The following is a 23054-nucleotide window of genomic DNA, read 5'->3' as shown; positions in this document are numbered from 1 at the left end:
GTTACAAACTTAAGGGAATTCCGGCATAGAAATTCAACAATTTAAGACTGAAAACATAATTATATTTTGCCTGCGCTACGGAACCCTGTGCATTGGCGTAATTGTTTCTTGCAACATTCACGTCATAAATCGTGGATCTTCCCGCTGCATAACTTTTATCTGCAAATTCCAGCGCAAGTTTAGTACTTTTTTCAGCCTGAAGTGATGACAGATAGATTTCATAATTCGCGTCCACATCGAACTGTGCTTTCTGAACATTCTGTCTTACGGTCTGTTTCTGCTGTTCCAAAGTTACTTTAGCCAGACTTTCATTCAGTTTAGACTGTTCTACCTGAAGTTTTGTAATTCCTTTATTGAAGATCGGGATATTAACAGAAAGGGCTGCCTGCTGTCCGAAATTATCTTTATATTGAGAAAAGAATCCCTGCTCTTTCACATAGAAAAGAGCGGAACCTACATTATCTGTATTTAAAAGGTTATTGTAGAAAGATCCTATTCCTGCACTTGCTGTAACAGTTGGCCAAAAAGCGGTTTTAGAAACTTCTGTCTGTGCTTCTGCGGCTTTTATTCTGCTTTCTGCAGCTTTTACCTGTGGCTGCGTTTCGTAAGCTGTCGTTAAAACCTCATCTACTGATTTTAGCTGAGGAGCCAGTTGATCTGAAACATTTACATCTTCTACATCGAAATCTTTATATTCCTGAAGCTGTAAAAGCTGTGCTAAAGCAAATAAACTTCTTCCCACATTAATTTCGGCAGTTTTCAGGTTTTGTTTTTCTCTTGCCAGTCCAGCTTCTGCTTCCGCTAAAACCGTTTGTGCCGTTGTTCCGATCTCCGTGGTAATTTTTGATCTGTCATATTGCTTCTGAGCGTTTTCAACAGCCGCCTGAGAAATTTTTACAATTTCTTTATTTAATAATGTTGTTAAATACTGCTGTGCAATCTGAAGAGAAATATCGTTTTTAATGGTTTCAATATCATATTGGCTGGCTTCTACATCAAATTCTGTTTTCCTGATGGTTTTTTCAAGCCTTCCGTTATTATAAACCAAAATATCTGCGCCAAGATTTGCGCTGTTACTGAATCTGTCGTTTCTTAAACTTCCCGTCCCGAAAGAAGTCTGCCCGAAACTCACCGTATTTCCCACAGAACCGGAAATAGACGGAAGATAGTTTTTCTTTGCAATTTTCAGATTCAGATCCTGAGACTGTTTCGAATATTCATTTTGGATCACCTGAAGATTATGTTTGGTTGCATAATCCACACATTCTCTCAAAGACCATTTTTTCTGGGCATTGACCGCCAGACAAGATAATCCCAAAATAATAGTCAAAACCTTTTTCATACTCTATATATTTTTCCCTATTAGACGAAGTAAATATAAAAAAGTTACAGTTTTAATATTTCTTTTTAAAAAACTTTTGAGAATTTTGTATCATGACAAACGAACAGTATCAGGAAGCGGTAGAATGGCTTTTCGTTCAGGCTCCTAATTATCAGACAGACGGGCAGAAAGCTTACAAGCCGGGATTGGACAATATTATAAAACTTTGCGATTTTTTTGGAAATCCTCAGGAAAAGATAAAATGCATTCACATTGGCGGAACAAACGGCAAAGGTTCTTCCAGTAATATGCTGGCTTCGGTTCTGCAGGAATCGGGATATAAAGTAGGTCTGTATAATTCTCCCCATCTCATTGATTTTACAGAGCGAATTAAAGTGAACGGAAAAAACTGCGACAAGGAATTTGTATTTAATTTCATCCGGAAACTGAAAAATCTTCCTGACAATATTCGTCCTTCCTTTTTCGAATTTACCACGATCATGGCTTTTGAATATTTTTATCAGCATAATGTAGATTTTGCGATTATAGAAGTCGGTTTAGGAGGCAGACTGGATTCTACCAATATTATTAAGCCTTTGGTTTCAGCCATTACGAATGTACAGCTGGATCACCAGAATATTTTAGGAGATACCATTGAAGAAATTGCAGGAGAAAAAGCAGGAATCGTAAAAGCGGGAGTTCCTGTTATTTCCGGAGATGAAAACGAAGCCGTAAAAAATATTATTAAAAATAAAGCTGATGAAGAAAATGCAACTTTTGTTGATGCTACCCTGCTAAAAACAGATTTAAAATCTGACTTAAAGGGAAATTATCAAGAGAAAAACATTAAGGTCGTTTTATGTTTAATTGATGAATTAAGAAAATTAAATTACACCATTTCCGATGAAAATATTGAAAAAGGGCTTCTTCATGTTCACCAAAACACAGGATTTATCGGTCGATGGTTCCAGTTTTCAGAAAATCCATTGACGATTTGCGACACAGGACACAATCAGGCAGGTCTGGAATATGTTTTTTCACAATTAAATTCCATCAATAAGCATAAACATATTATTTTAGGCTTTGTGAATGATAAAAAAATAGATGACGTCATGAAAATTTTACCTGACAATTCTCAGTTTTATTTTGCAAAACCAGCCATCCATCGCGGAAGACACCCTAAAGATTATGAAAATTTACTGGTTGATGCGAAAATTTTTTACAAAATTTTCGATTCCGTACAGCAGGCGTATCTTTCTGCAAAAGAGGAATGTACAAATGAAGAAATGATTTTTATCGGCGGAAGTAATTTTGTAGTGGGAGAATTTTTAGAAAAAAATTTGGAGATTTCTAAATAAGTCGTATATTTGCACCACTCTAATCGAGGAAACAACGATAAAGAGGGTTCTTAGCTCAGTTGGTTCAGAGCATCTGGTTTACACCCAGAGGGTCGGGGGTTCGAATCCCTCAGGACCCACAGAAAAGGAAACGAAACCTTTCAAAAAAATTCGGGTTCTTAGCTCAGTTGGTTCAGAGCATCTGGTTTACACCCAGAGGGTCGGGGGTTCGAATCCCTCAGGACCCACAGAAATCTCTCTTTTTCAAGGGAGATTTTTTTATCTACTGATTAAAAAAGCTTCCGGAACCGGGAAGCTGTATTTATAAAATCTTTTCCACTATTTTCTGCACGTGAAGTTCTTCCAGACAAGCCCAGTCTCCGCGATAGCATTCTTTATCCCCAAAAACAGAACAAGGTCTGCAGGTAAGGTCTTTCACCTGAACCACATCTTCTTCGCTTTGTCCAAAGCCTAAAAACCCGGCAAAAGGATGAGTCTGCCCCCACACGGAAACACATCTTGTTCCCATAAGACTTGCCAGATGCATATTGGCGGAATCCATGGAGATCATTAATTCTAATGTCGAAATTTTATTTAACTCTTCCTGAAGGCTTAATTTTCCGGCTAAACTGAAGGTATTCGGGATTTCTCTCTCCCACTGTTCCAGCGTTTCAGCTTCAGACTTTCCCCCTCCGAAAAAATAAATCGTCTGTTTTTGTGCTAAAATTTTAGCCAGTTCAAAAGATTTTTCAAGAGGAAGCATTTTTCCGCGATGCTGTGCAAAGGGCGCAAATCCAATTCCAGATTTCTCAATAGAAATAGGTCTCAATTTATGAGAAAGTTCAACCTTAAAGCCCATGTCCCGAAAAACATCCGCATAACGTTCTACGGTTTTCTTAAGCTGAACTTTATTTAAATTCCATACATTCGTAAGGTCTTCTTTTTCTTCCTTTCCTTTATTGATTTTGAATACTTTAAGCCCTTTTCTTCTGTAAATTTTATCCAGAATTTTAGTGCGGATTACATCATGAAGATTGGCAATAAGATCCGGATGAAATTCATTAATCAGTTCATTGGCAAGACGTCTCAATCCGAATACTCCTTTATAATCATCAAGGTTAACTCCTTTGAATATAACGTTCGGAATATCAGCAAATAAAGCTTCAAAATTCTTTCGGGAAACCATTACAATTTCCACATCAGGATTTTGCTCTAAAAACTCACGGAAGACAGGAGCTGTCATCGCAACATCTCCAAAAGCAGAAAAACGGTATGCTAAAATTCGTGTCACAGATTAAGACTTCAGCTGATATGCGACTGCGTAAAATTTAATCTGCTTTGTCATGGCCATCAAACCATTGGCTCTGGAAGGAGAAAGAAACTCCTGCAAACCAATTTCAGAAATAAATTCGAAATCAGAATCCAGAATTTCCTGTGTAGAATGACCGCTGTAAATGCTTACCAGAAGCGAAACAATACCTTTCGGCAAAATTCCGTCCGAATCTGCCTCAAAAAACAGCTTTCCATCCTTAAATTCGGCATCAATCCAGACTTTACTCTGACAGCCCTTGATCAGGTTTTCTTCCGTTTTCTTGTCATCAGAAAGACCTTTCAGCTCTTTTCCAAGATCGATAATATATTCGTATTTCTGCTCCCAGTCTTCAAGAAAAGCAAATTCGTCGATGATTTCCTGCTGTTTTTCTTTAATAGTCATTGTAAACCGATTTCTTTCTGCAAAGATAGCCAAATTTAAAATATGCTTCATTTATTTGGAGCTCTTCCCGCTTTCTGCTGTATCTTTTTTGTCCGTTCTTTTCCCATGCAAAAAAGGATGTCGCGGCAATCGGGGCTAAAATTAAAGTCATCAATATCAAATATTTGACATAGCTAAACTTGTCTTTCTGAAAAAACATAAAATAATGAATAAACCGTATCAAAAGAATCAAACTTAGATCCTTGTAGGATGACAAACTTAGTAGAATTATCTAAAGAGAGGCTTTTTCAAAAAGCTGTAAGATTTTGGTTTCCTCGTTTTCCCAACAAAATACTTTTGCCGCTTTTTCAAGCTCAGTTTTATAGTTTAGGCGTCCCCTTTCAAGAACTTTATTCAAAGCCGCAGCTATTTTCTCCGGATCATGATCTGTAACAACTTCACCTATATCAAACTGCTTTTTTATACGAAGCATTTCAGGGAAATTGATCATCACCAAGGGAACTCTGGATTGTATATAATCGCACACTTTATTGGGAAGGGAATAATAATAGCTTACTCCGTTGTTTTCTTCAAGACTGAATCCAGTATCTGCCGTTTTCGTCACTTCTCTGAGATTTTCCGGCTTTAGCTTTCCAAGAAACACAACTTTATCCTGAAGCTTTTCCTTTATGACAAGATTTTCATACTCCTTTTTTTTAGGACCATCTCCGGCAATTTTGAGAACGGCATTCTGAATAGAATGCATAGCAATGATGACTTTATCAATTCCACGGGATTGGTTAACAGCTCCCTGATAAAGAATTATTTTAGGATTATTTTCCGGAATTACGGGAGTAGAAATAATTTCTCTTGGAATATTTCTTACAACAACAGGATCTACTTTATATTTTTCCTTAAACCATTCGGCATAGCTTTCACTCTCTGTCATCATGAATTTAATTTTGGGCACAATGTTTCTTTCCAATATCCTCCAAACCTTTTGTGAAAGCTTATTCTGTATTGCAGGCATTTCCGTAAAAATTTCATGACTATCAAAAACCAAAGGAATATTTAATTTTTTTGAAATAAGATAATTTGGCAGAAGCGCATCTATATCATTGGCATGAAGAATTGTATTTTTGTCAGCTTTTTTCTTTAATTCCTTATAAAGCTTCCAGTTAAACTCAAAATACGCCGTTTTTAAAGTCTTAGATTTTATTTTTATTCTTTCAAACGGATACGGGCGCTCCATTTTTTCGTTTCCTCCCCAGTCATTCCCTATAAGTTCTATATTATACCCGCTGTCGAAAAGGGTTTTGCATACTTTCTCTATTCTCTGATCCGTATAAAGATTGCTGAATGCCGAGGTTATTATTTTCTTCTTCATTAATTTTTCTTACCAAATATTAGATAATACATCTGAATAAAACAGATAAGTCCATTCGGAATAATTACCGGCCAGAGCATCCCGCTAAATATTCCGTAAATGACAAAACATATACAGCCGAACATATTTACGAGCCTGATTTTTCTTACATCTTTCAAGATGAAACTCAATACAATAAAAACAGATGCAGAATATCCTATATAGGTAGCAAAATCAGAATTCATGAATAAAAATTTCGGGAGGACAAACTTAATCATTTTCAATAAGATAATAAAATTTTTTCTGCCATAAAGTCATTTATTGCTTTTTGGTAAAATATTTGTAATTTAGATAATGAATAAATGGCAATGTTGCTTTTATTCTAATGAGATATATTATGGATTATAAGTTTTCACAAGGTTTGAGCCAGGTGTTCAAACAAAGCAAGAGCGAAGCTAAAAGGCTCAAGAGTGAATTTCTTAATACAGAACATCTACTTTTAGGTATTATAAAAACAGAAAACTCTGCAAAAGAAATCCTTCAAAACCTTAATGCGGATCTTACACAAATCAGAAGAAAAATTGAAACTTTAAATACAGCAAGTCTTAATCCTATTTCTGAGGAGGTTACCAATATTTCTTTCACGAAAATGGCAGATCATGCCATTAAACGTGCTGAGCTTGAATGCAGACAATACAAAAGCAATGAAATTAATACCGTTCATCTGCTTTTAGGCATTCTTTATAAATATGAGGACCCTACTTCGACGATATTAGGAGCTTATGATATTGATTACGAAGGAGTTTCAAAAGAATATCAGACTATGTTAAAAAATTCCGGACAGGCACCACAGATGAGTGCTTACGACGACGATGACGAAAGGGAGGACTTCGAGCAGATGAGAAAGCCTACAGGAAACTTAGGTTCTGCAAAAAGCAAAACGCCTACTTTGGATAATTTTGGTAGAGATTTAACTTCTCTGGCGAGAGACGGAAAACTGGATCCTGTTATCGGTCGTGAAAAAGAAATTGAGAGAGTTTCTCAGATTCTTTCAAGAAGAAAGAAAAATAATCCTTTACTGATCGGTGAACCCGGAGTTGGTAAATCTGCAATTGCAGAAGGTCTGGCTTTAAGAATTCAGCAGAAAAAAGTTTCCAGAGTTCTTTACGGAAAACGCGTAATCACTTTAGACCTTGCAAGTTTAGTTGCGGGAACAAAATACCGTGGTCAGTTTGAAGAGAGAATGAAGGCAATCATGACGGAACTGGAGAAAAACAGAGACGTAATCTTATTCATTGATGAGCTTCACACTATTGTTGGTGCGGGTAGTTCAACAGGAAGCTTAGATGCTTCCAATATGTTCAAACCGGCTTTGGCAAGAGGTGAAATTCAATGCATCGGAGCGACGACTTTAGATGAATATCGTCAATATATTGAAAAAGACGGCGCATTAGAAAGAAGATTCCAGAAAGTAATGGTGGAACCTACTTCTATTGATGAAACCGTTCAGATTTTAAATCAGATCAAAGATAAATACGAAGAACACCATAATGTAATTTATACACCTGAAGCAATTGCTGCGTGTGTAAATCTTACATCAAGATATATTACAGACCGTTTCCTACCGGACAAAGCGATTGATGCGATGGACGAAGCAGGATCTCGGGTGTATATTAAAAACATGAAAGTTCCTACCGAAATCATAGATTTTGAAAAGAAAATCGAAGAAATCAAGGAATTAAAACAAAAAGCAGTAAAAGCGCAGGATTATCTGGAAGCGAGAAAACTGAAAGATGAAGAAGAAAGGCTTCAGATGGAATTGAATTCTGCTCAGGATAAATGGGACAAAGATGTAAAAGAGAAAAAAGAAACCGTAACAGAAGAGAATGTGGCGGAAGTAGTTTCTATGATGAGCGGTGTTCCTGTAACGAAAGTTGGTAAAAACGAGCTTGATAAACTTGCCGGAATGGATGGAAACCTGAACGGAAAAGTGATTGGTCAGGAAGATGCGGTGAAAAAAGTTGTGAAAGCAATCCAGAGAAACAGAGCCGGTCTTAAAGATCCAAACCGCCCAATCGGAACCTTTATCTTCTTAGGAACAACCGGAGTTGGTAAAACTGAGCTGGCTAAAGTAATGGCAAGAGAACTCTTCGAATCTGATGAATCTTTAATCAGAATCGATATGAGTGAATACATGGAGAAATTTGCCGTTTCAAGATTGGTGGGTGCGCCTCCGGGATACGTTGGATATGAGGAAGGAGGACAATTAACAGAAGCCGTAAGAAGAAAACCTTATGCTGTGGTTCTTTTGGATGAGATTGAAAAAGCGCATCCTGATGTATTCAATATCCTGTTGCAGATCTTAGATGAAGGTCACGTAACCGACAGTTTAGGAAGAAAGATCGATTTCAGAAATACGATCATTATTCTTACTTCGAACATTGGAACCAGAGATCTTAAAGATTTCGGAGACGGAGTCGGATTCGGAACTTCTGCGAAAAAATCAACAACGGATTCCAGAGCAAGAAGCACGATTGAAAATGCACTTAAAAAGGCATTCTCACCTGAATTCCTGAACAGAATTGATGATATCGTTATCTTTAATTCTCTTGAAAAAGAAGACATTAAGAAAATCATTGATCTTGAATTGAACAAATTGTATTCAAGATTAGAAAAATTAGGATACAAAGTGGAATTGACTGAAGAAGCAAAAGACTTTATTTCTGAAAAAGGATGGGATAAAGATTTCGGAGCAAGACCATTAAAACGTGCGATCCAGAAATATATTGAAGATTTATTGGCAGAAATGCTGGTAAACAAACAATTGACAGAAGGAGAAACGGTAGTTCTTGATCTGAATGAAGCAAAAGATGGTTTGGCAGGAAAAAGCTCTAAGCCAAAAAAATCTGCCGCAGAAAAGTCTTCTCAATCGTAAGCAAATAATTTAATCATAATAAAAAAGCATCGGGAAACTTCCTGATGCTTTTTTTTAATTTATTTAAACATACTCTTAGCATTTGTAAATCTTAAGTTTTTACTATTTTTACAACTCAATTGAAGAATATGAATATTTCTATATTAGGAACAGGATTTATGGGAAAAAAGCATAAGGCGGTTCTTGAGCAGATTCCCAACATCCACATTAATGCAGAAATAGATTCGCATGCAGAATCTCACTCCAAAACACACTTTCATTCTCTGGAGCATTTTCTGGAAGAAAAATTACATACAGATCTTGTTGTGGTTGCAACACCAAACCATCTGCATTTTCAGCATGCAAAAATATTATTAGAAAACGGATATAACGTACTGATTGAAAAGCCGTTTGTGTTTAACATGGAGCAGGCATCCGCTCTTCGAGAAGCTGCACATCAAAATAACAGCCATGTTTTTCTGGTGATGCAGAACAGATTTTCCCCCGTAACTTTATTCCTAAGCGAAATTGTAGAGTCTAAAAAACTAGGAAAGATATATAATATTCAGCTTAACGCTTTTTGGAACAGAGGTGAGCAATATTACATTAAAGATTCATGGAAGGGAAAAAAGAATATGGACGGAGGCATTTTATATACCCAGTTTTCGCATCTTCTGGATCTTTTATGTTACGTTTTTAAGGACGATTTCACTGTTCTTTTCAAAGATTTAACCTCTTTTAGAAATTTTAATATCTCGGAAATTGAAGATACTGCCCTGCTTGTTCTTCAGGGTAAAACAGGAACAAAAGTTTCCGTCAATTTCACGACTTCTGTTTTTGAAAAAAATCAGGAGACTTCGCTCAATATTATCGCAGAAAAAGGCACTCTTAAAATATCAGGGCAATATTTCAATGAAATTACTTTTCAGCATATTGCTGACTGCCCAGATAAATTTGAAATTACATCCACTTCCAATGAGCAAAATCTAAAGGAAATGTATCTGGAAATCTTCAAATCTTTACGAGGCGAAAAAAACAATGCTATTCTACTGAAAGACGGTCTAGATCTGGTTGATCTTCTGGAAAAAATTTATTCCTAAAGTCCCACCACAAATCCGATATTCGGAACCAAACCACTGGAGAAAATACTCGAATTTTCTTTCCATAAAACATTATACATCAAACCTAACTGTAGATAAGAATTATTCCCGATTCTCTGCATATAACCTCCTCCAAGATAAAGGGCATCTTCATCCGCATTGGCTTTAAAATCATAGAACTTATCTTTATAATTGATGAAATAATGCTGATAATTGGCACTTACAAAAAAGGTTCTTGCAATATAATAATTCAGAAAAGGGCCTACTCCAAACATTGTGGAACTGTAAGCATTTGATTTCTGCCAGGAAATACTTCCCAAAACTCCGCCTTCAAGATCCTCCGTAAGTCGGTAACCCACTCTTGGAGCAGCTGAAAGATTAAAGTAATTGTTGCTTCCGAAACCAAAGCCGATTCCGCCGCCGAAAGTCCAGCGATTGTTGCTTTCAGGAGAAGCATTTACAGCAACCTGAGAAAACAGCAAGCCGGAACATGAAACACATAAAGAAATAATCAATTTTTTCATATTTAAATTGTTTTTATCGATGTCTAAAATTATCACTTTTTTGCGAATCTTTTTAATTGTATTTTTGCAGCGTCAAACTAAGAACTCCCGTTAAGAGTTTCGTAAAATTGAAATAACATGAAAGTAGTAGTAGGATTATCCGGAGGTGTGGATTCCAGTGTTACAGCGTATCTGCTGCAACAGCAAGGTCATGAAGTGGTGGCTTTGTTTATGAGAAACTGGAACGATGCTTCGGTAACGCTGGAAGATGAATGTCCGTGGATCGAGGACAGCAATGATGCCTTAATGGTGGCTCAAAAGCTTGGAATTCCGTTTCAGGTGATCGATATGAGCGATCTGTACAAGGAAAGAATCGTAGATTATATGTTCGACGAATATCAGAAAGGAAGAACTCCGAATCCTGATGTTCTTTGCAACAGAGAAGTAAAGTTCGATGTTTTTATGAAGACGGCAATGTCTCTGGGTGCAGATAAAGTCGCAACCGGACATTACGCAAGAGTAGATTCAACGATCGATGAAAACGGAAAGGAAATTTTCCATTTACTTGCCGGAAAAGATAACAATAAAGATCAGTCCTACTTCTTATGTCAGCTAAGTCAGGATCAGCTTTCTAAAGCATTATTTCCGATTGGGGAACTTACAAAACCTCAGGTTAGAGAAATTGCCAAAGAAATCGGCTTGGTAACGGCAGACAAAAAAGATTCTCAGGGATTGTGTTTTATCGGAAAAGTAAGTTTACCACAGTTTTTACAGCAGCAATTGGTTCCGAAAGAAGGTGAAATCGTGGAAATTTTCAAAGATTCTCCCCTTTTTGCTGAAAAAACGCCTGAATTTTCATCAAAACAGGAAGAATTAGAATACCTCAGCCGAAAAATCAATTACAAAAAAACAGATGGTAAAGTTATCGGAAAACATCAGGGAGCTCAGTTTTTCACGATCGGACAAAGCAAAGGACTTGGAATCGGCGGACACAAAGAAAGCTGTTTTATCATCTCCAGAGATATGGAAAACAATATTCTTTTCGTGGGAGAAGGACATCAGTTTCCGGGACTGCTAAAAAAAGCCTTAAAAATTGACAATTCTGAACTGCATTGGGTTCGCGAAGATCTAAGACTGAAAAACGGAGAATCGATGGAAGTAATGGCAAGATTCAGATACAGACAGCCATTGCAGAAGGCAACTTTACACCAGTTTGAAGAAGGATTCTATGTGGAATTTGAAGAATCGCAGTCTGCCATTGCAGAAGGGCAGTTTGCATCGTGGTACATCGGCGAAGAGCTGATCGGAAGCGGAGTTATTTCCTAAAATAAATCTTATCTAAATAATAATCCCGAAGCATTTTTGTTTCGGGGTTTTTGTTTGAAAATCATCAATTTCTATTTCATTTTATGGTTTACATAGAATAAATTAACGAACACAGATACAATAATTTCCAATATTAAAATCATCATTAAATAACCGATTGGTTTTCCTAAGAAAATTCCTTTGGCTAATTTTACAACTCCCAATAGAAATATAGAAATCAGGAAGTAAAAAGTTGTTCTTGAAATGGTTTCTCCAAAAAATTTCAGCGCAAAAACAGAGGCATAAAATCCAAGGACGAGAATGAAATAGAATTTGAGAAAATAGTGTCCTTTCAAAGAAATCGGATCTAAAGTATGGTTGGTTGCAATAAGCCAGATCAGACTTATGAGCACCGGAATTGTGTGGATAAGGATTTTTTTCATGTGTATTCTATTTCGGTTAATCTCCTCCACCTCCGCAACCACCGCATCCGCTTCCACAACTGCTTCCGCAGGAACTGCCGCAACCGGAACCTCCGTCACCGTGAGAACTGTCGCTTCCGCAGGTGTAAAAAAAGCCGCCGTCGCTTCCGTTATCTTTATTATCTTTATTCGGTCCGTTACTTTTGCTGAATGCTTTTATAATCACTACAATAATGATGAAGAAGAAAATTAAACTGAAGAAGATACTAAAACCTTCACTACTTTTTTTTGTGCAGGAATAAATTACAAAAGCACTGCTTAAAAGAAGACAAATTTTAACAAAAGGCGATATTTTTCTCTTTTTTGAAGGAATTTGAACCGGTTTCCAGATATCTTTCGGCGGTTCCTGCTCAAATATTTTCTCATAATTTTCTAAAGTTTCCGCAAACCAGCTTTTATGTTTTTCATTTTCGCTTTCTCCGCCTTGTGATGGTTGATGATGCAGTTTCTGCTGCAATACTTCGGGACAGAATTCTTCCCAGTAGTTTTGCGTGTAAATGAGATGCATATGCCATACTTTGTCTATAATTTCGCTCGGCGAAGCACCACTTGGAAGTTTGCAGCAGAGATAAACGAATTTTTTGTATTCATCAATCGCTTTTCGGGTAAATGTTTCTGTCCAGTTTTCTTCTTTCGCCAGTTTCTTTGAGAAAGGAAAATCGGCAGCACATTCATCCAATGAGAATTCCTGAAGCCTATTCCAGAGAGGATCATTTTGTAATACCATTTTTGTTTCCATTGTTTTAACTTTTAATTTCTACTCAAATATCGTTGGATGTTGAGATATAAAAGTCTTGCAACAGTCTCATTTGGTTTTAAAATTATCTTATATTAGTCTTATAAATTGAAAGATGAAAAAAGAAGATATACTACACATAGAAAAACTAATGAATTTTCTGGCGTTGCATTTCCTGAAAAAACATCACTGGGAAGATGTATCCAAAACCGAATGGTCTTATATTGTTTCAGAACTTAACGACCTGATCATCCAGGAAAATTCAGAGAAAAACAGCAAAAAAAGTCCGGATCTTTTAGGTTCAAATTACCTTTATGAACATTTGATTATCAATAAATTAAAGAAGTATTATCAAAATGAAAACGCAGCAGTAAGCAAACCTAATCTTGCTAAATTAAGCACAATCGTAAAAGTTTTGGGATATTCCAGTTATATCGATTTTATTAATTCCAACACAGAATCATTCAATTTTAACGATCTGAGGATTGATATGAATAATGTAAAGCCAAACACCGCTTTGCTGGATCGTCTTGTCGGCTGTTGGTATTCCTACAACCGAAATCTTCCGGAAAATCCTTTACAGGCGAAAGAAGACAGGATCTGGCGTTCTGCGACGGAAATCTACAAATCCGAAACGTCCGGAGAATATTTCGTCGAAAGAAGCGGCGGCGACCGTCATAAATATTTTGGAAAAATAACGGCCTATTCCGATTATGTCTTTATCATCATGAACAGCAACACGTTCATCCGCCAGCGTCATTTTATTTCAAGAATAAAAGATATCAAGGAAAAGCTGAAAAATCCAGAGTATAAGCTCCATGAGTTGCATTTTATAAGTACATGTATCAGTTTTAATCAGGAACCGATTGCCCTGTTTGAAATCTTTCAGAAAGCAGACCGCAAAACTTTTATTTCAGACTCCATCAGTTTCCCGATCGACAGCGATGAAATCCCGAAATCAATTATCAAACAGCTTGAAGACACGGAATCTAACCGTATTGATTACAGGTAGTTGACCATAGTTGATGGTTGATAGATTTGAGTTTTTAGGTTTAAAGTTTTTTGTTTTGGGTTTTAACTTACCAACCAGTCTTTAAAATCTTTTACGCGGTCGCGGCTTACGGTAATTTCTTCCTGTGGCTGAAATTCAAGTTCAACTTTGTAATTAGGCGAAGTGTGGATGTTTTTAATATAATCTGAATTGATGATAAACTGCCGGTTTACACGGAAAAATTTCTTTTCATCCAGCACTTCTTCCAATTCGTCCAGTGTGAAATCCGAAGGATACGTTCTTTCCTGAGTCTGCAAGTAAACAATTTTATTTTCGCTGAAAAAGCAGCTTACTTCATGTGTCTGTACAATTTTCAGATTATAGCCTATCTTCACCAGAATTCTGGAAAGCGTACTTTTTTCTTTTTTAATTAATTCTTTAATTTCCTGTGAATTGACGGAATTATCTGAAGGAATAAATGATTTGAATTTCTCAATTGCTCCGGCAAGATCTTCATCTAAAATCGGCTTCAGAAGATAATCGATGCTGTTCAGTTTGAATGCTTTCAGAGTGTACTGATCAAAAGCTGTCGTGTAAATGATAAATCCTTTTGTCGGAACTTTTTCAAAAATATCGAAAGACAGACCGTCTCCCAGAACAATATCTGAAAAGATGAGCTGCGGATGTTCATTTTCCGAAAACCACTGTACTCCTTCTTCTACGGATTCTATTTTCGCAACGATCTCTATTTCAGGAAATTCGTTAAGCATTCTTTCCAGTTTTCTTGAAGCGGGTTTTTCGTCTTCGATAATAACAGTCTTGATCATTGAGTTCCTGTTTTAGTTTTATAATTTCGAAATAAAAGTAATCAAAAATTGTCAGTTTTAAAACTTCAGCGGCTCTTTTGATTTTTTCATTTCTTTTTCCATCACTTCTCTTTCCCATTCAGAGTCCAGAAGGAACAGTTTTACGGCTTTTACGGTTAAAATAATTCCCCAGATGGTAAGAATGATTGATCCGTCCCATAATGAAAAATTAAATATTCCTTTTTCTAAAATATCGTCTCCGAAAATAATTACTGCCACGATCCCAAACCATAAAAGGCTTTTGTAGAATTTTTTAAGATCGTTTACTCTTTCCTGTGCCTGATTGTAGTTCATGATAATCTATTTTTAAAGTTAAAATTGAATGTTGGTTATAAAGATTTCGTATTTCTTCTTTCTTCGTCCATCAGTTGTTTTATTTTTCTTTCTTCCCAGTCTCTTCCGATCCCGAAAGTACTTGCTGCGTGTGCCGCAAGACCTAATCCCCATCCTAACATCGGCCAGAAGAACCAAAGATATTGCGGTGATGTTAAAATATTCAGCACGGCTAAAAATGAAATCACAAGGCAATACGAAGTAAGGTTTCCGTAAAATCCTTTCAGTTCTTTTACTCTTCTTGATGCTTTTTCGTACGCTAATTCTTCTTTGTTGGTGTAAGTTTCCATATTTTTTATTTTTAAAGATTAATTGTTTGTTTTTGTTGAGACAAATGTAGGACAGAAAACAGCCTCAAATCAATTTTAACTGACCGAACCGTAGATTATGCATCCTGAATTGTAAAAATCCCGACTCAACGGAGAATCGGGATTTCTTGATTTTATGTTTTTAGTTGTTTGGCTAGGAAAACTGCGAAAGTATAACGCATTTTTTAGCTAAAATCAGTAATCAATTTCTATATCGAATAATTGTTAAACTGAATAGATTTCTCCTTCGTCGAAATGACAGTGCGAGGATTTTTTAATTCTGAAGTTAATAGTTTGCTCCTTTAGGAGCAGAATCTGTGTAGAAATAAGAATAAATCCGTCAATCAATCCATAGGATTGGTATCTAAATACGATAAATTTTCTAAAGATAGCGTTCCTAAGGAACGCAGAACGCCTTGCGAATATGCTGTTTACACAGATAAAACTCTATAGAGTTTTCTACCATTTTACTTTAAACAACTTTCCTGATTTTGTTGATTAAAAATCTGTAAATAAATAATTTAATAAACAAAAGGAATCAGCTTTTTTGTTTTTCTCCGGTATTTCAGATATTCTTCTCCGAACTGCTCAATTAAAGCCTTTTCTTCGACATTCATTCTGTAGCTGAATGCAATAAAGGGAATTAAAAAAGCCAGAACCAAAGAAAGCCAGTTGTTCAGATACAGTCCTAAACCCAATGAAGTGAGCAATGAAAATGCATAAGACGGATGTCTTAGATATCTGTAAAATCCTTCTTTTTTGATTGTATGACCTTCTTTGATTGTAACATCCACCGTAAAATATTTTCCCAGAGAACGAATGATAATGAATCTTAAAATAATTCCAATCCATATAAAAACTGTTCCCAAGTAATAAATCCAGACCTCATCAGAAATGGGAAATCTTGTAATATAAGAAACCGTAACGGCACTTAGAATTGAAAGCGGAATGGCAATCCATAATAAGTTTAAAGTCGATTTATCTTTTTTATTATCTTTTTCTCCGGATTTCAGGATGTTTTTGTAAAGAAATTCGCTTAAAAACCAAGCCACCATAGAAATGGCGAAGAGAATCTGTAAAGTTTTCATATCAAACGGTGTTTGGAAGTGATGAACAATTTATCTGCCGTTTTTTTCCTTTTCCATCAGTTCTTTAATTTTTCTTTCTTCCCATTTATTTCCCAGCATAAACCCCGGAATAAACGTTCTCATTGCCGAAATGGCAACTCCGATGCCCCAGAAAAAAGGAAGCGCGAAAAATTTCAATTGAAAAATCGATTCATTGGGTTTTAATTCTGTGTAATTCAGATATAAAATGAAAATATTAACCGCAATATAAATGAAAACGGAGAAGTAAAATCTTTTGATTCTTTTAACGTGTCTTTCGGCTTCTTTGTATCTGAAATCGTCTTTGCTTATATTTTCCATGATGCTTATTTAAATGTTCTGTTTTGTTTTTCTAAAATTTCCCTGATCTTTCTTTCTTCCCAGCCTCTTCCAATGGCAAAAACACTCATTCCGTGTGCTGCAAGTCCGATTCCCCACCCTAACATCGGCCAGTAAAACCACAGATGATCCGGACTGGTGATGAGATTTAAAATGATTAAAAAAGGAATGATGATGCAGTAAGAGATAAGGTTTCCATAGAAGCTTTTTATTTCTTTTACCCGTTTGTGCGCGCGTTCGTAAGATTCATTTTTGGTTTCGCTTATTTCACTTACTACATCCGGCTTAGAAGAAAGTACCGGAAGTTTTACTTTAAAATAATCCTCAGACTTTTCTATGAATACATTTTTCTTCGTGAGTAAAGAATAGCGCTGTACAATATTGGCAAGACCGATCCCCGAACTTTCCTTGATCTGCTCTCTTACCTGTAAATTATTTTCAATACATAACGTATCATTTTCAGAGAATATTTTAATGATGAGAGGCTTCGAAGAAGTGGCAAAATTATGCTTGATGCAGTTCTCCAGAAGCAACTGTAAAGACAGCGGAACAACAAATCTTTTGTAATCTTCTTTTTTAACTTCGAAAACAAAATCTACGCTGTCCTCAAATCGTGTTTTCAGCAATTCGCAATAGGTTTTGGCAAATTCAAGCTCATCTTCCACCGTTACAAGTTCTTTGTCTTTCTGCTCCAAAACGTATCTGTAAATCTTTGACATTGAAGCCGTAAACTTCTGCGCCTGTTTTGGATTCTCATCAATTAACGAGCTTAAAACATTCAGAGAATTGAATAAAAAATGTGGATCTAACTGGTTTTTAAGGCTTTCAAACTGGGCATTGGCAGATTTGGCAATTAACTTCTGCTCGACAACTTCTTTTTTGGATGTTTTTCTAAGCTCTTCCACAAAACCTTTTGCATGTAGAAAAGCTGAAATGAGCAGGGCAATATTAATCATGAACCAGTTGGAAACATTGTATTTGCCGGAAAAGAACTCTTCTGTTGTTGTTGCCTTCTGGATCACCACAAAATTCATATAATTGCAGAAATACACCAAAACCGTATTGGCAATAAGAATAGAGACTATGCTTATAATCGCTCTCGTTCTTGTGGTTTCGGACCATGGAAATTTCCTGTTGAGAAAATCGTTGATGATGCCGTTTCCAATTCCCAGAACGAATGAGTACATCGTGGATACCAAAAGGGTGATGGCAAAATTTTCCAGTGTTTTTTCGTCATTAAAAACGAAAAAGAAGAAAAATGTTGTTGCCAGCGATATCCAGAGTAATATAATAATGCTTTTGTATTTCATTGTGAGCTTTCTTTGTTCAAAATTAGGCTTTAATAAAAGTATTAAAAATTATTTTTAGCCGAACCGTTATTTTTTGTGACTGAAGGGCAGAAAAAAACCTTCCGTGAAGAAGGTTTTATTTAAATTTTAAGGCACAAAAGACAATGTTAAAATTAATTTCTATAATAATCCAAGCGCTCAAAAGAATAAAAATCAAAGATTTTTAAAAACTGTTGTGTTCTTTAATTCTTGGGTTTACTAACTTTTAAAATGCTTCAAAATCTTTTGTGGTTTTGTGATTAAATAGTTTAAACAGACTTTTTACATTATTTCGCAGCTCCGTTTATAAAATATTCGGCTTCTGCTTTTCCCCAGTTCGGAGCGATTTTAGATTTTGGACTGTATGTCGTAAATTTTGCTAAAGCATCTTTAAACTGTTCCATCCCTTTTGTTTTGCTTCCGCCAAACTGTTCCGGAGTGAAGTAAGTATCTTCGGCTTTTATTAAAGCAATTCTAGGGTTTCCGGGATCCAGACTTTCTGCTTTTCTCAATTCTTCCATGGCTTTCATTCCGTCTGTCATGTATCTTTCCGTAGGATTTTCCATCATTTTAAGAGAATACGACATTTTTCTCAACAGGTGAATTTCTGCATTGTCTTTTCCGGCAATACTTTCTGCCTGATCAAGATATTTTTCTGCAATATTTGCCTGTGCAGAAAGCTCAGACATTTTACCGTCTCTCATGAGCATTCTTCCTTTCTGGATGTACGCAAATGCAGCGTAATAAGCAGGAAGCCACTCTTTGGTTTCTTTTTTTCCGATTCTGTCGAAGTCATTCGCCAAAGTCTGGAATTCGTCAAGAGATTTACAGTTTTCAATTTTGGCAATTTTATCAGACATTACTTTTTCATAATCTGTCTGAGCAAAAGCGGTTAAACTGATCAGACTTAAAGCAAAGGTTAACAGGTATTTTTTCATGTTTTCTAATTTTTTTAAATTAATTTTTGTTTTGAATAAAGATATATTTTTAATTGAATTGAAATAACTTTTACAGATTATTATTAATGGCATCCTGCGTTTTGTCGACTCCGAAGCTGATGAAGGCTCCTACAAAAACAAAGGTATTTACCGGAGGAACTACTGCAGAACTCCTTGATCCGTCCATTGAGAAATTGTAGCCGTACACATTTTTAGATCCTAAAATATTGGTTACACTCAGTACCAGAACCGTAAATGTTTTTGAATCTTTCTTTCCTAAATTCGGAAGATAATTCAAGCTGAAATTTAATGCGTTGTAATCTTTTAATCTTCCTTCATGTCTTACGAAATATTTCTGTTCACCATTCACATCCTGCGTTGCGATGTCGTAATATGGACGGCCTTTTGCGTAGGTGTAGGAAATATTGAAGCCTGTTTTCCATTCCGGAACGAATCTTTTGGCTACTGCGGAAAGGGTGTGTTCGGAAGCAAAATTTGGTTTTAAACTCATCGGATAATTCATAAAATCTCTTTTTGAATCTAAAAATGAATAGCTGATCCAGTAATCGATATTGTCGAATGTTTTTTTGTCTCTCCAGAATAATTCCAAGCCTTTTGCATAGCCAAAACCGCTGTTGTTATCCGCTGTCTGAACAAATTGGTTCTGTCCGTCAATGTACTGTAGGTTTTTTACCTTCAGAAGATCATCATATTTTTTGTAAAAAGCTTCAAATCTCAGGCTTCTTCCTTCCGTTGTTCTCTGCACCTGAAAGATATAATGCTGCGACTTCTGGAAGTCTAAATTTGCCGGACCGTTGATGTATCTGCTTTCAGGATTCTGATAAAAAATTCCGTAAGCGAATGAGGTTGTCCAGTCTTTGGCAAGGCGATAAGCTAAAGCCAGTCTAGGCGCAATATTACTTTTCCCAAGATAGGAAGAATGCTCTGCTCTCACTCCTATTTTTGCTGACAGCTGATTACTGAATCCTAAATCTGTTTCTGCAAAAGCTGAAGAGATAAGGTCTTTGTAGTTCTTGGTTACAAAATCGTTAAAATTTAATTTTTCGCTGGTACTGTTGAATTCAAAACCTCCTCGTAACGCACTGATTTTATTTATTTTTCTTTCTAAAACTGTTTTAAAATTGATGTAATTTCCGTCATTCAGAAGTTTTGTGCTTCCGGTTTGGGTTTCGCCTTTTTGGGTTGAAAAATCAAGGTCTGATTGATTATAGGAATAAGATGCTCCTGCATTCAGTAAATATTTTCCGAATTTCTGCTTGAAAGAGAGATTATGATAGGTATTTTTTCCTTTCAGTTTTACGAGAGACAGGTCATAATCTTCCGGTTCCAGACTTGGAGTCTGCACTGCCATTCTGTTGGAATCATATTTTCCGTAATATTTGAAAAATCCGCCTGATTTTGTTTTAAATCTGAAATTCAGATCGCTGTTTATACTTTGTGGAGCTTCGGAAAAATTGGTATTAAAATTGAAAATTTCCTGCATTAGCTTTAAGTTTGAATATCCAAGACTGGCTCCGTAAGAATAGTTTTTATTATCGCCCAATCTCTGAAATCCGGCGTTTAAAAAGATGGGAGAAACACCGAAATCGTAAGAACTCTGATCCGGAAGATCCACACTTTCCAGCATCAGTGCCCCCGAAAGAGCCTGACCGTACAATGCAGAATATCCGCCGCTTGAGAAAACATTGCCTTTGAAAAGAGAGGTATTGAAACGGTCTCTTCCTGCAATTCCCGGAACTGAATTGGAGAAATAATTGTTGATTAAGCTTCCATCCATGAAAATTTTGGATTCCGTTCCTGTTCCTCCACGAATGAAAAGACCTTCTGTTTCGCCCACTTTCTGAACTCCCGGAAGATACGTTAATGCCGATGTAATCTGTCCTTCCGCTCCGGCTGTTGTGTAAATATCAATCGGAGTGAGTAATGTTGTTGATCTTTTCTTGTCACTTGCTTCGATAGAGCCTGCCGAAACCACTACTGCATCAATTTCATTAATTTGCTCTTTCAGTTCCGCATTTACAGAAACTTCCTGATTTTCAATAACAATCGGTTTTTCAACATCAATGTATTTCGGATGGGTAAAAACTAAAACACGGCTGCCTTTTTCTGTGGTTTCAAAAGAGAAGTTTCCGTTGGAATCGGTTGTGGCTCCGTCGTAGGTATTTTTCAGGGTAACATTTACTTCTCCTACTCCTCTATTTTTGTACATAACTCTTCCCGAAATTCTGGTTTGGGCAAAACTTAGTGCAAATGATAAAAAAGTGGTAAGAAATAATAATTTTGTTTTCATAGCTGTTTTATTTCGATTCAAAAGTATAACGAATTTTCGCTGCTTTTAAATTTTTCTTGCTGAGTGGTTGTTTTTGGAATCTGAGTGGTAGTTTTTGATTTTCTGGTGCTGAAAATTTACTTTGTAAAATATATTAACCACCCCGTCAAAAATTCTTTGAATTTTCGCCACCCCTCCAAAGGAGGGGAATGTTACTAATTGTATTATTAAACTGCGTTGAATTTAATTGATGGGAATGCAGAAATCGACGAGCATTTTTCCTTCGGGATGTTCTTTGTAATTGGTATGGTAGATTTCGAAAGGAAAAGCTTTTCTTACAGAATAATGATTTTCATTCATCCATAGAAAAAGGGAAACCCAGCATTGTTCAAAGTCATTTAAGGTGACTTCTCCGCTTCCGACTATGAATTTTCCGGCTTCAAGGGTTTCAGGGAAAATCTGGTCTTCCTGCTGTTGTAATTTTTCCTGCAGGAGCATACAGGCGTGAATTCTTACTTTATCGGGAGGGGTCACTTTAAAGCTATCATGATAAACGGAAATCATTTTTATATTTTCTGCGGGAAATAGCTTTTTCTTTTCTGCCCAATCTATTAAGGTGTTGTAAGAGGATTCAACATTAGCAATTCCAAGGCTCATTACTGCTGCGAGATTCATCTCCGGAAGTTCGGTAACTTTAATTTTTAAATTCATTGCGGTCCATTTTAACAGGTTTTCTATATTGCAAATGTATTGTTGGAAAACCGCATCCGTTTGTCCGTTCTTGCTTTGTTTTAATTGAATTTTATGAAATTTTTCGGGAGCCGAATTTCTGAATTCTGAGGGAGATTTTCCGTAATGCTTTTTAAATGATTTGTTAAATGCCGAATGGTTGGAGAAACCTAATTCAAGATAAATATTTTTTACACTTATGTTCTTTTTTACAGCCAAATAAAAGGCGCTTTTTTCAATTCTTTTGCGAATGATATAGCTTTGAAGGGTTTCATTGGTCATCAGTCTGAAAATCCTGTGAAAATGAAAGGGAGAATACGCTGCAACTTCCGCAACTTTTTCTAAGGAAAGTTCGGTATCGAGATTGTCGTCAATGTACTGAATAGCTTTCACCATTCTTTTTCTGTATTCTTCCAAGTTAAAAGCATTTCCTGCAAAGGTACCGACATCGGATGAAAATGATTTGTCTTTTATTGCTATTGATGAAAAAAGAAAGGAATTGTAATGTGCTTTGAAAAATGTTGTCTAACTTTATCCGACAATCACTTTAAATCATTTAAAAATGAAAGGTACAACATTAGCATTATTGGCAGGATATGCGTTTTTTGCGGTTTCATGCGGAACAACAAAGACGTATCAGGTTCTGTCTAAGAGCAACACTCAAACAGGCGGAACGGCAAAATTCACCCAAAAAGGAGACGAAGTTATTATGAAACTGGATGTTACGAATCTTACGCCGGGAATTCACGCAGTACACATCCATGAAAAAGGAGACTGCTCCGCAGCGGACGGAACTTCTACGGGAGGACACTGGAATCCATCTAAAAACGATCATGGAAAATGGGGTGCAGAGCATTTCCACATGGGAGATATCGGAAATCTTGTTGCCAATCAGGATGGTGTGGCAACGCTGACTTTTAAAACGAATAAATGGTGTCTCGGATGTTCTGATGATTCTAAAAACATTATCGGAAAGGGAATGATTATTCACGCCGCGGCCGACGATTTTCATACGCAGCCAACCGGTAATGCAGGAGGAAGAGTGGGTTGTGTGGAGATTAAATAATTT

General features: G+C 36.3%; 23 protein-coding genes and 2 tRNA genes. 8 read left to right on the top strand and 17 right to left on the bottom strand.

Annotated elements, in window-relative coordinates; all coding sequences use genetic code 11:
- Window position 1 precedes the first annotated feature (1 nt).
- Entirely contained in the window at window positions 2-1342 is a 1341-nt protein-coding gene (locus tag WFH39_RS09820) for a TolC family protein (RefSeq protein WP_336689768.1), read from the bottom strand.
- Between the two features lie 92 nt (window positions 1343-1434).
- Here WFH39_RS09820 and WFH39_RS09815 point away from each other — a divergent pair, with 92 nt between their 5' ends.
- The 3 genes from WFH39_RS09815 to WFH39_RS09805 all read left to right on the top strand — a co-directional run bounded on the left by WFH39_RS09815 (window position 1435) and on the right by WFH39_RS09805 (window position 2906).
- Complete coding sequence (locus WFH39_RS09815) at window positions 1435-2679, top strand: bifunctional folylpolyglutamate synthase/dihydrofolate synthase (RefSeq protein WP_336689767.1); 1245 nt, start codon at window positions 1435-1437, stop codon at window positions 2677-2679.
- A gap of 44 nt (window positions 2680-2723) precedes the next feature.
- Window positions 2724-2798 (top strand) — tRNA-Val (locus WFH39_RS09810).
- A gap of 33 nt (window positions 2799-2831) precedes the next feature.
- Window positions 2832-2906: transfer RNA gene (locus WFH39_RS09805), tRNA-Val, on the top strand.
- Window positions 2907-2980: 74 nt separating this feature from the next.
- Here WFH39_RS09805 and WFH39_RS09800 read toward each other — a convergent pair.
- From WFH39_RS09800 to WFH39_RS09785, 4 genes are all read right to left on the bottom strand, one after another.
- A complete protein-coding gene (locus WFH39_RS09800; protein ID WP_336689766.1) occupies window positions 2981-3949 on the bottom strand; it encodes a glycosyltransferase family 9 protein in 969 nt (322 codons plus the stop codon).
- Window positions 3950-3952: 3 nt separating this feature from the next.
- Window positions 3953-4372: a SufE family protein gene (locus tag WFH39_RS09795; RefSeq protein ID WP_087706747.1), complete on the bottom strand. Its 420-nt coding sequence runs from the start codon at window positions 4370-4372 to the stop codon at window positions 3953-3955.
- 271 nt (window positions 4373-4643) lie between these two features.
- Complete coding sequence (locus tag WFH39_RS09790; RefSeq protein WP_336689765.1) at window positions 4644-5738, bottom strand: glycosyltransferase; 1095 nt, start codon at window positions 5736-5738, stop codon at window positions 4644-4646.
- Window positions 5738-5962: a uroporphyrinogen decarboxylase gene (locus WFH39_RS09785; RefSeq protein WP_336689764.1), complete on the bottom strand. Its 225-nt coding sequence runs from the start codon at window positions 5960-5962 to the stop codon at window positions 5738-5740. The genes WFH39_RS09790 and WFH39_RS09785 overlap by 1 nt, the downstream gene beginning before the upstream one ends.
- Before the next feature lie 152 nt (window positions 5963-6114).
- Here WFH39_RS09785 and WFH39_RS09780 point away from each other — a divergent pair, with 152 nt between their 5' ends.
- Both WFH39_RS09780 and WFH39_RS09775 read left to right on the top strand, forming a co-directional pair.
- On the top strand, window positions 6115-8652 hold the full coding sequence (locus tag WFH39_RS09780) for an ATP-dependent Clp protease ATP-binding subunit (protein WP_214587758.1): 2538 nt from the start codon (window positions 6115-6117) through the stop codon (window positions 8650-8652).
- Between the two features lie 128 nt (window positions 8653-8780).
- Window positions 8781-9731: a Gfo/Idh/MocA family protein gene (locus WFH39_RS09775; protein ID WP_336689763.1), complete on the top strand. Its 951-nt coding sequence runs from the start codon at window positions 8781-8783 to the stop codon at window positions 9729-9731.
- Here the strand turns inward: WFH39_RS09775 and WFH39_RS09770 are convergent.
- Window positions 9728-10255, bottom strand: a complete 528-nt coding sequence (locus tag WFH39_RS09770) for a hypothetical protein (protein ID WP_336689762.1) — start codon at window positions 10253-10255, stop codon at window positions 9728-9730. The two genes, WFH39_RS09775 and WFH39_RS09770, sit on opposite strands and share 4 nt — an antisense overlap.
- A 117-nt stretch (window positions 10256-10372) precedes the next feature.
- On the opposite strand from WFH39_RS09770, the gene mnmA reads away from it, so the two are divergent.
- Window positions 10373-11560, top strand: coding sequence for a tRNA 2-thiouridine(34) synthase MnmA (gene mnmA, locus WFH39_RS09765; protein ID WP_336689761.1), 1188 nt, complete (start codon window positions 10373-10375; stop codon window positions 11558-11560).
- 71 nt (window positions 11561-11631) lie between these two features.
- Here mnmA and WFH39_RS09760 read toward each other — a convergent pair whose 3' ends face one another.
- Window positions 11632-11982: a hypothetical protein gene (locus WFH39_RS09760; protein WP_336689760.1), complete on the bottom strand. Its 351-nt coding sequence runs from the start codon at window positions 11980-11982 to the stop codon at window positions 11632-11634.
- Between the two features lie 16 nt (window positions 11983-11998).
- On the bottom strand, window positions 11999-12760 hold the full coding sequence (locus WFH39_RS09755) for a glycine-rich domain-containing protein (RefSeq protein WP_336689759.1): 762 nt from the start codon (window positions 12758-12760) through the stop codon (window positions 11999-12001).
- Between the two features lie 112 nt (window positions 12761-12872).
- Between WFH39_RS09755 and WFH39_RS09750 the strand changes: the two genes are divergently transcribed.
- The gene (locus WFH39_RS09750) at window positions 12873-13769 is read left to right on the top strand and encodes a hypothetical protein (protein WP_336689758.1); all 897 of its coding nucleotides are present in this window, start codon (window positions 12873-12875) and stop codon (window positions 13767-13769) included.
- A gap of 62 nt (window positions 13770-13831) precedes the next feature.
- On the opposite strand, the gene WFH39_RS09745 is transcribed toward WFH39_RS09750, so the two are convergent.
- From WFH39_RS09745 to WFH39_RS09705, 9 genes are all read right to left on the bottom strand, one after another.
- The gene (locus WFH39_RS09745) at window positions 13832-14575 is read right to left on the bottom strand and encodes a LytR/AlgR family response regulator transcription factor (RefSeq protein ID WP_235132172.1); all 744 of its coding nucleotides are present in this window, start codon (window positions 14573-14575) and stop codon (window positions 13832-13834) included.
- Between the two features lie 57 nt (window positions 14576-14632).
- Window positions 14633-14908 carry a 2TM domain-containing protein gene (locus WFH39_RS09740; protein ID WP_235132173.1) on the bottom strand — a complete coding sequence of 92 codons (276 nt, stop codon included), beginning with the start codon at window positions 14906-14908 and terminating at the stop codon, window positions 14633-14635.
- Window positions 14909-14943: 35 nt separating this feature from the next.
- A complete protein-coding gene (locus tag WFH39_RS09735; RefSeq protein WP_336689757.1) occupies window positions 14944-15237 on the bottom strand; it encodes a 2TM domain-containing protein in 294 nt (97 codons plus the stop codon).
- Between the two features lie 539 nt (window positions 15238-15776).
- Window positions 15777-16343, bottom strand: a complete 567-nt coding sequence (locus tag WFH39_RS09730) for a methyltransferase family protein (protein WP_336689756.1) — start codon at window positions 16341-16343, stop codon at window positions 15777-15779.
- Window positions 16344-16373: 30 nt separating this feature from the next.
- The gene (locus WFH39_RS09725; RefSeq protein ID WP_336689755.1) at window positions 16374-16682 is read right to left on the bottom strand and encodes a 2TM domain-containing protein; all 309 of its coding nucleotides are present in this window, start codon (window positions 16680-16682) and stop codon (window positions 16374-16376) included.
- Between the two features lie 5 nt (window positions 16683-16687).
- Window positions 16688-18010, bottom strand: a complete 1323-nt coding sequence (locus tag WFH39_RS09720; protein ID WP_336689754.1) for a 2TM domain-containing protein — start codon at window positions 18008-18010, stop codon at window positions 16688-16690.
- Between the two features lie 305 nt (window positions 18011-18315).
- On the bottom strand, window positions 18316-18966 hold the full coding sequence (locus tag WFH39_RS09715) for a hypothetical protein (RefSeq protein ID WP_290263868.1): 651 nt from the start codon (window positions 18964-18966) through the stop codon (window positions 18316-18318).
- 70 nt (window positions 18967-19036) lie between these two features.
- Window positions 19037-21277, bottom strand: a complete 2241-nt coding sequence (locus tag WFH39_RS09710) for a TonB-dependent receptor (protein WP_336689753.1) — start codon at window positions 21275-21277, stop codon at window positions 19037-19039.
- A 222-nt stretch (window positions 21278-21499) separates the two neighbouring features.
- Entirely contained in the window at window positions 21500-22402 is a 903-nt protein-coding gene (locus tag WFH39_RS09705; protein ID WP_336689752.1) for an AraC family transcriptional regulator, read from the bottom strand.
- Between the two features lie 145 nt (window positions 22403-22547).
- Between WFH39_RS09705 and WFH39_RS09700 the strand changes: the two genes are divergently transcribed.
- Complete coding sequence (locus WFH39_RS09700; RefSeq protein WP_336689751.1) at window positions 22548-23051, top strand: superoxide dismutase family protein; 504 nt, start codon at window positions 22548-22550, stop codon at window positions 23049-23051.
- Window positions 23052-23054 lie beyond the last annotated feature (3 nt).

Origin of the sequence: Chryseobacterium sp. MMO-72, from assembly GCF_037146035.1 — a bacterium.
GTDB classification, from domain to species: Bacteria; Bacteroidota; Bacteroidia; order Flavobacteriales; family Weeksellaceae; genus Chryseobacterium; species Chryseobacterium indicum.
The sequence above is the reverse complement of the archived record's forward strand: the minus strand, read 5'-3'. Positions and strand labels throughout refer to the sequence as shown.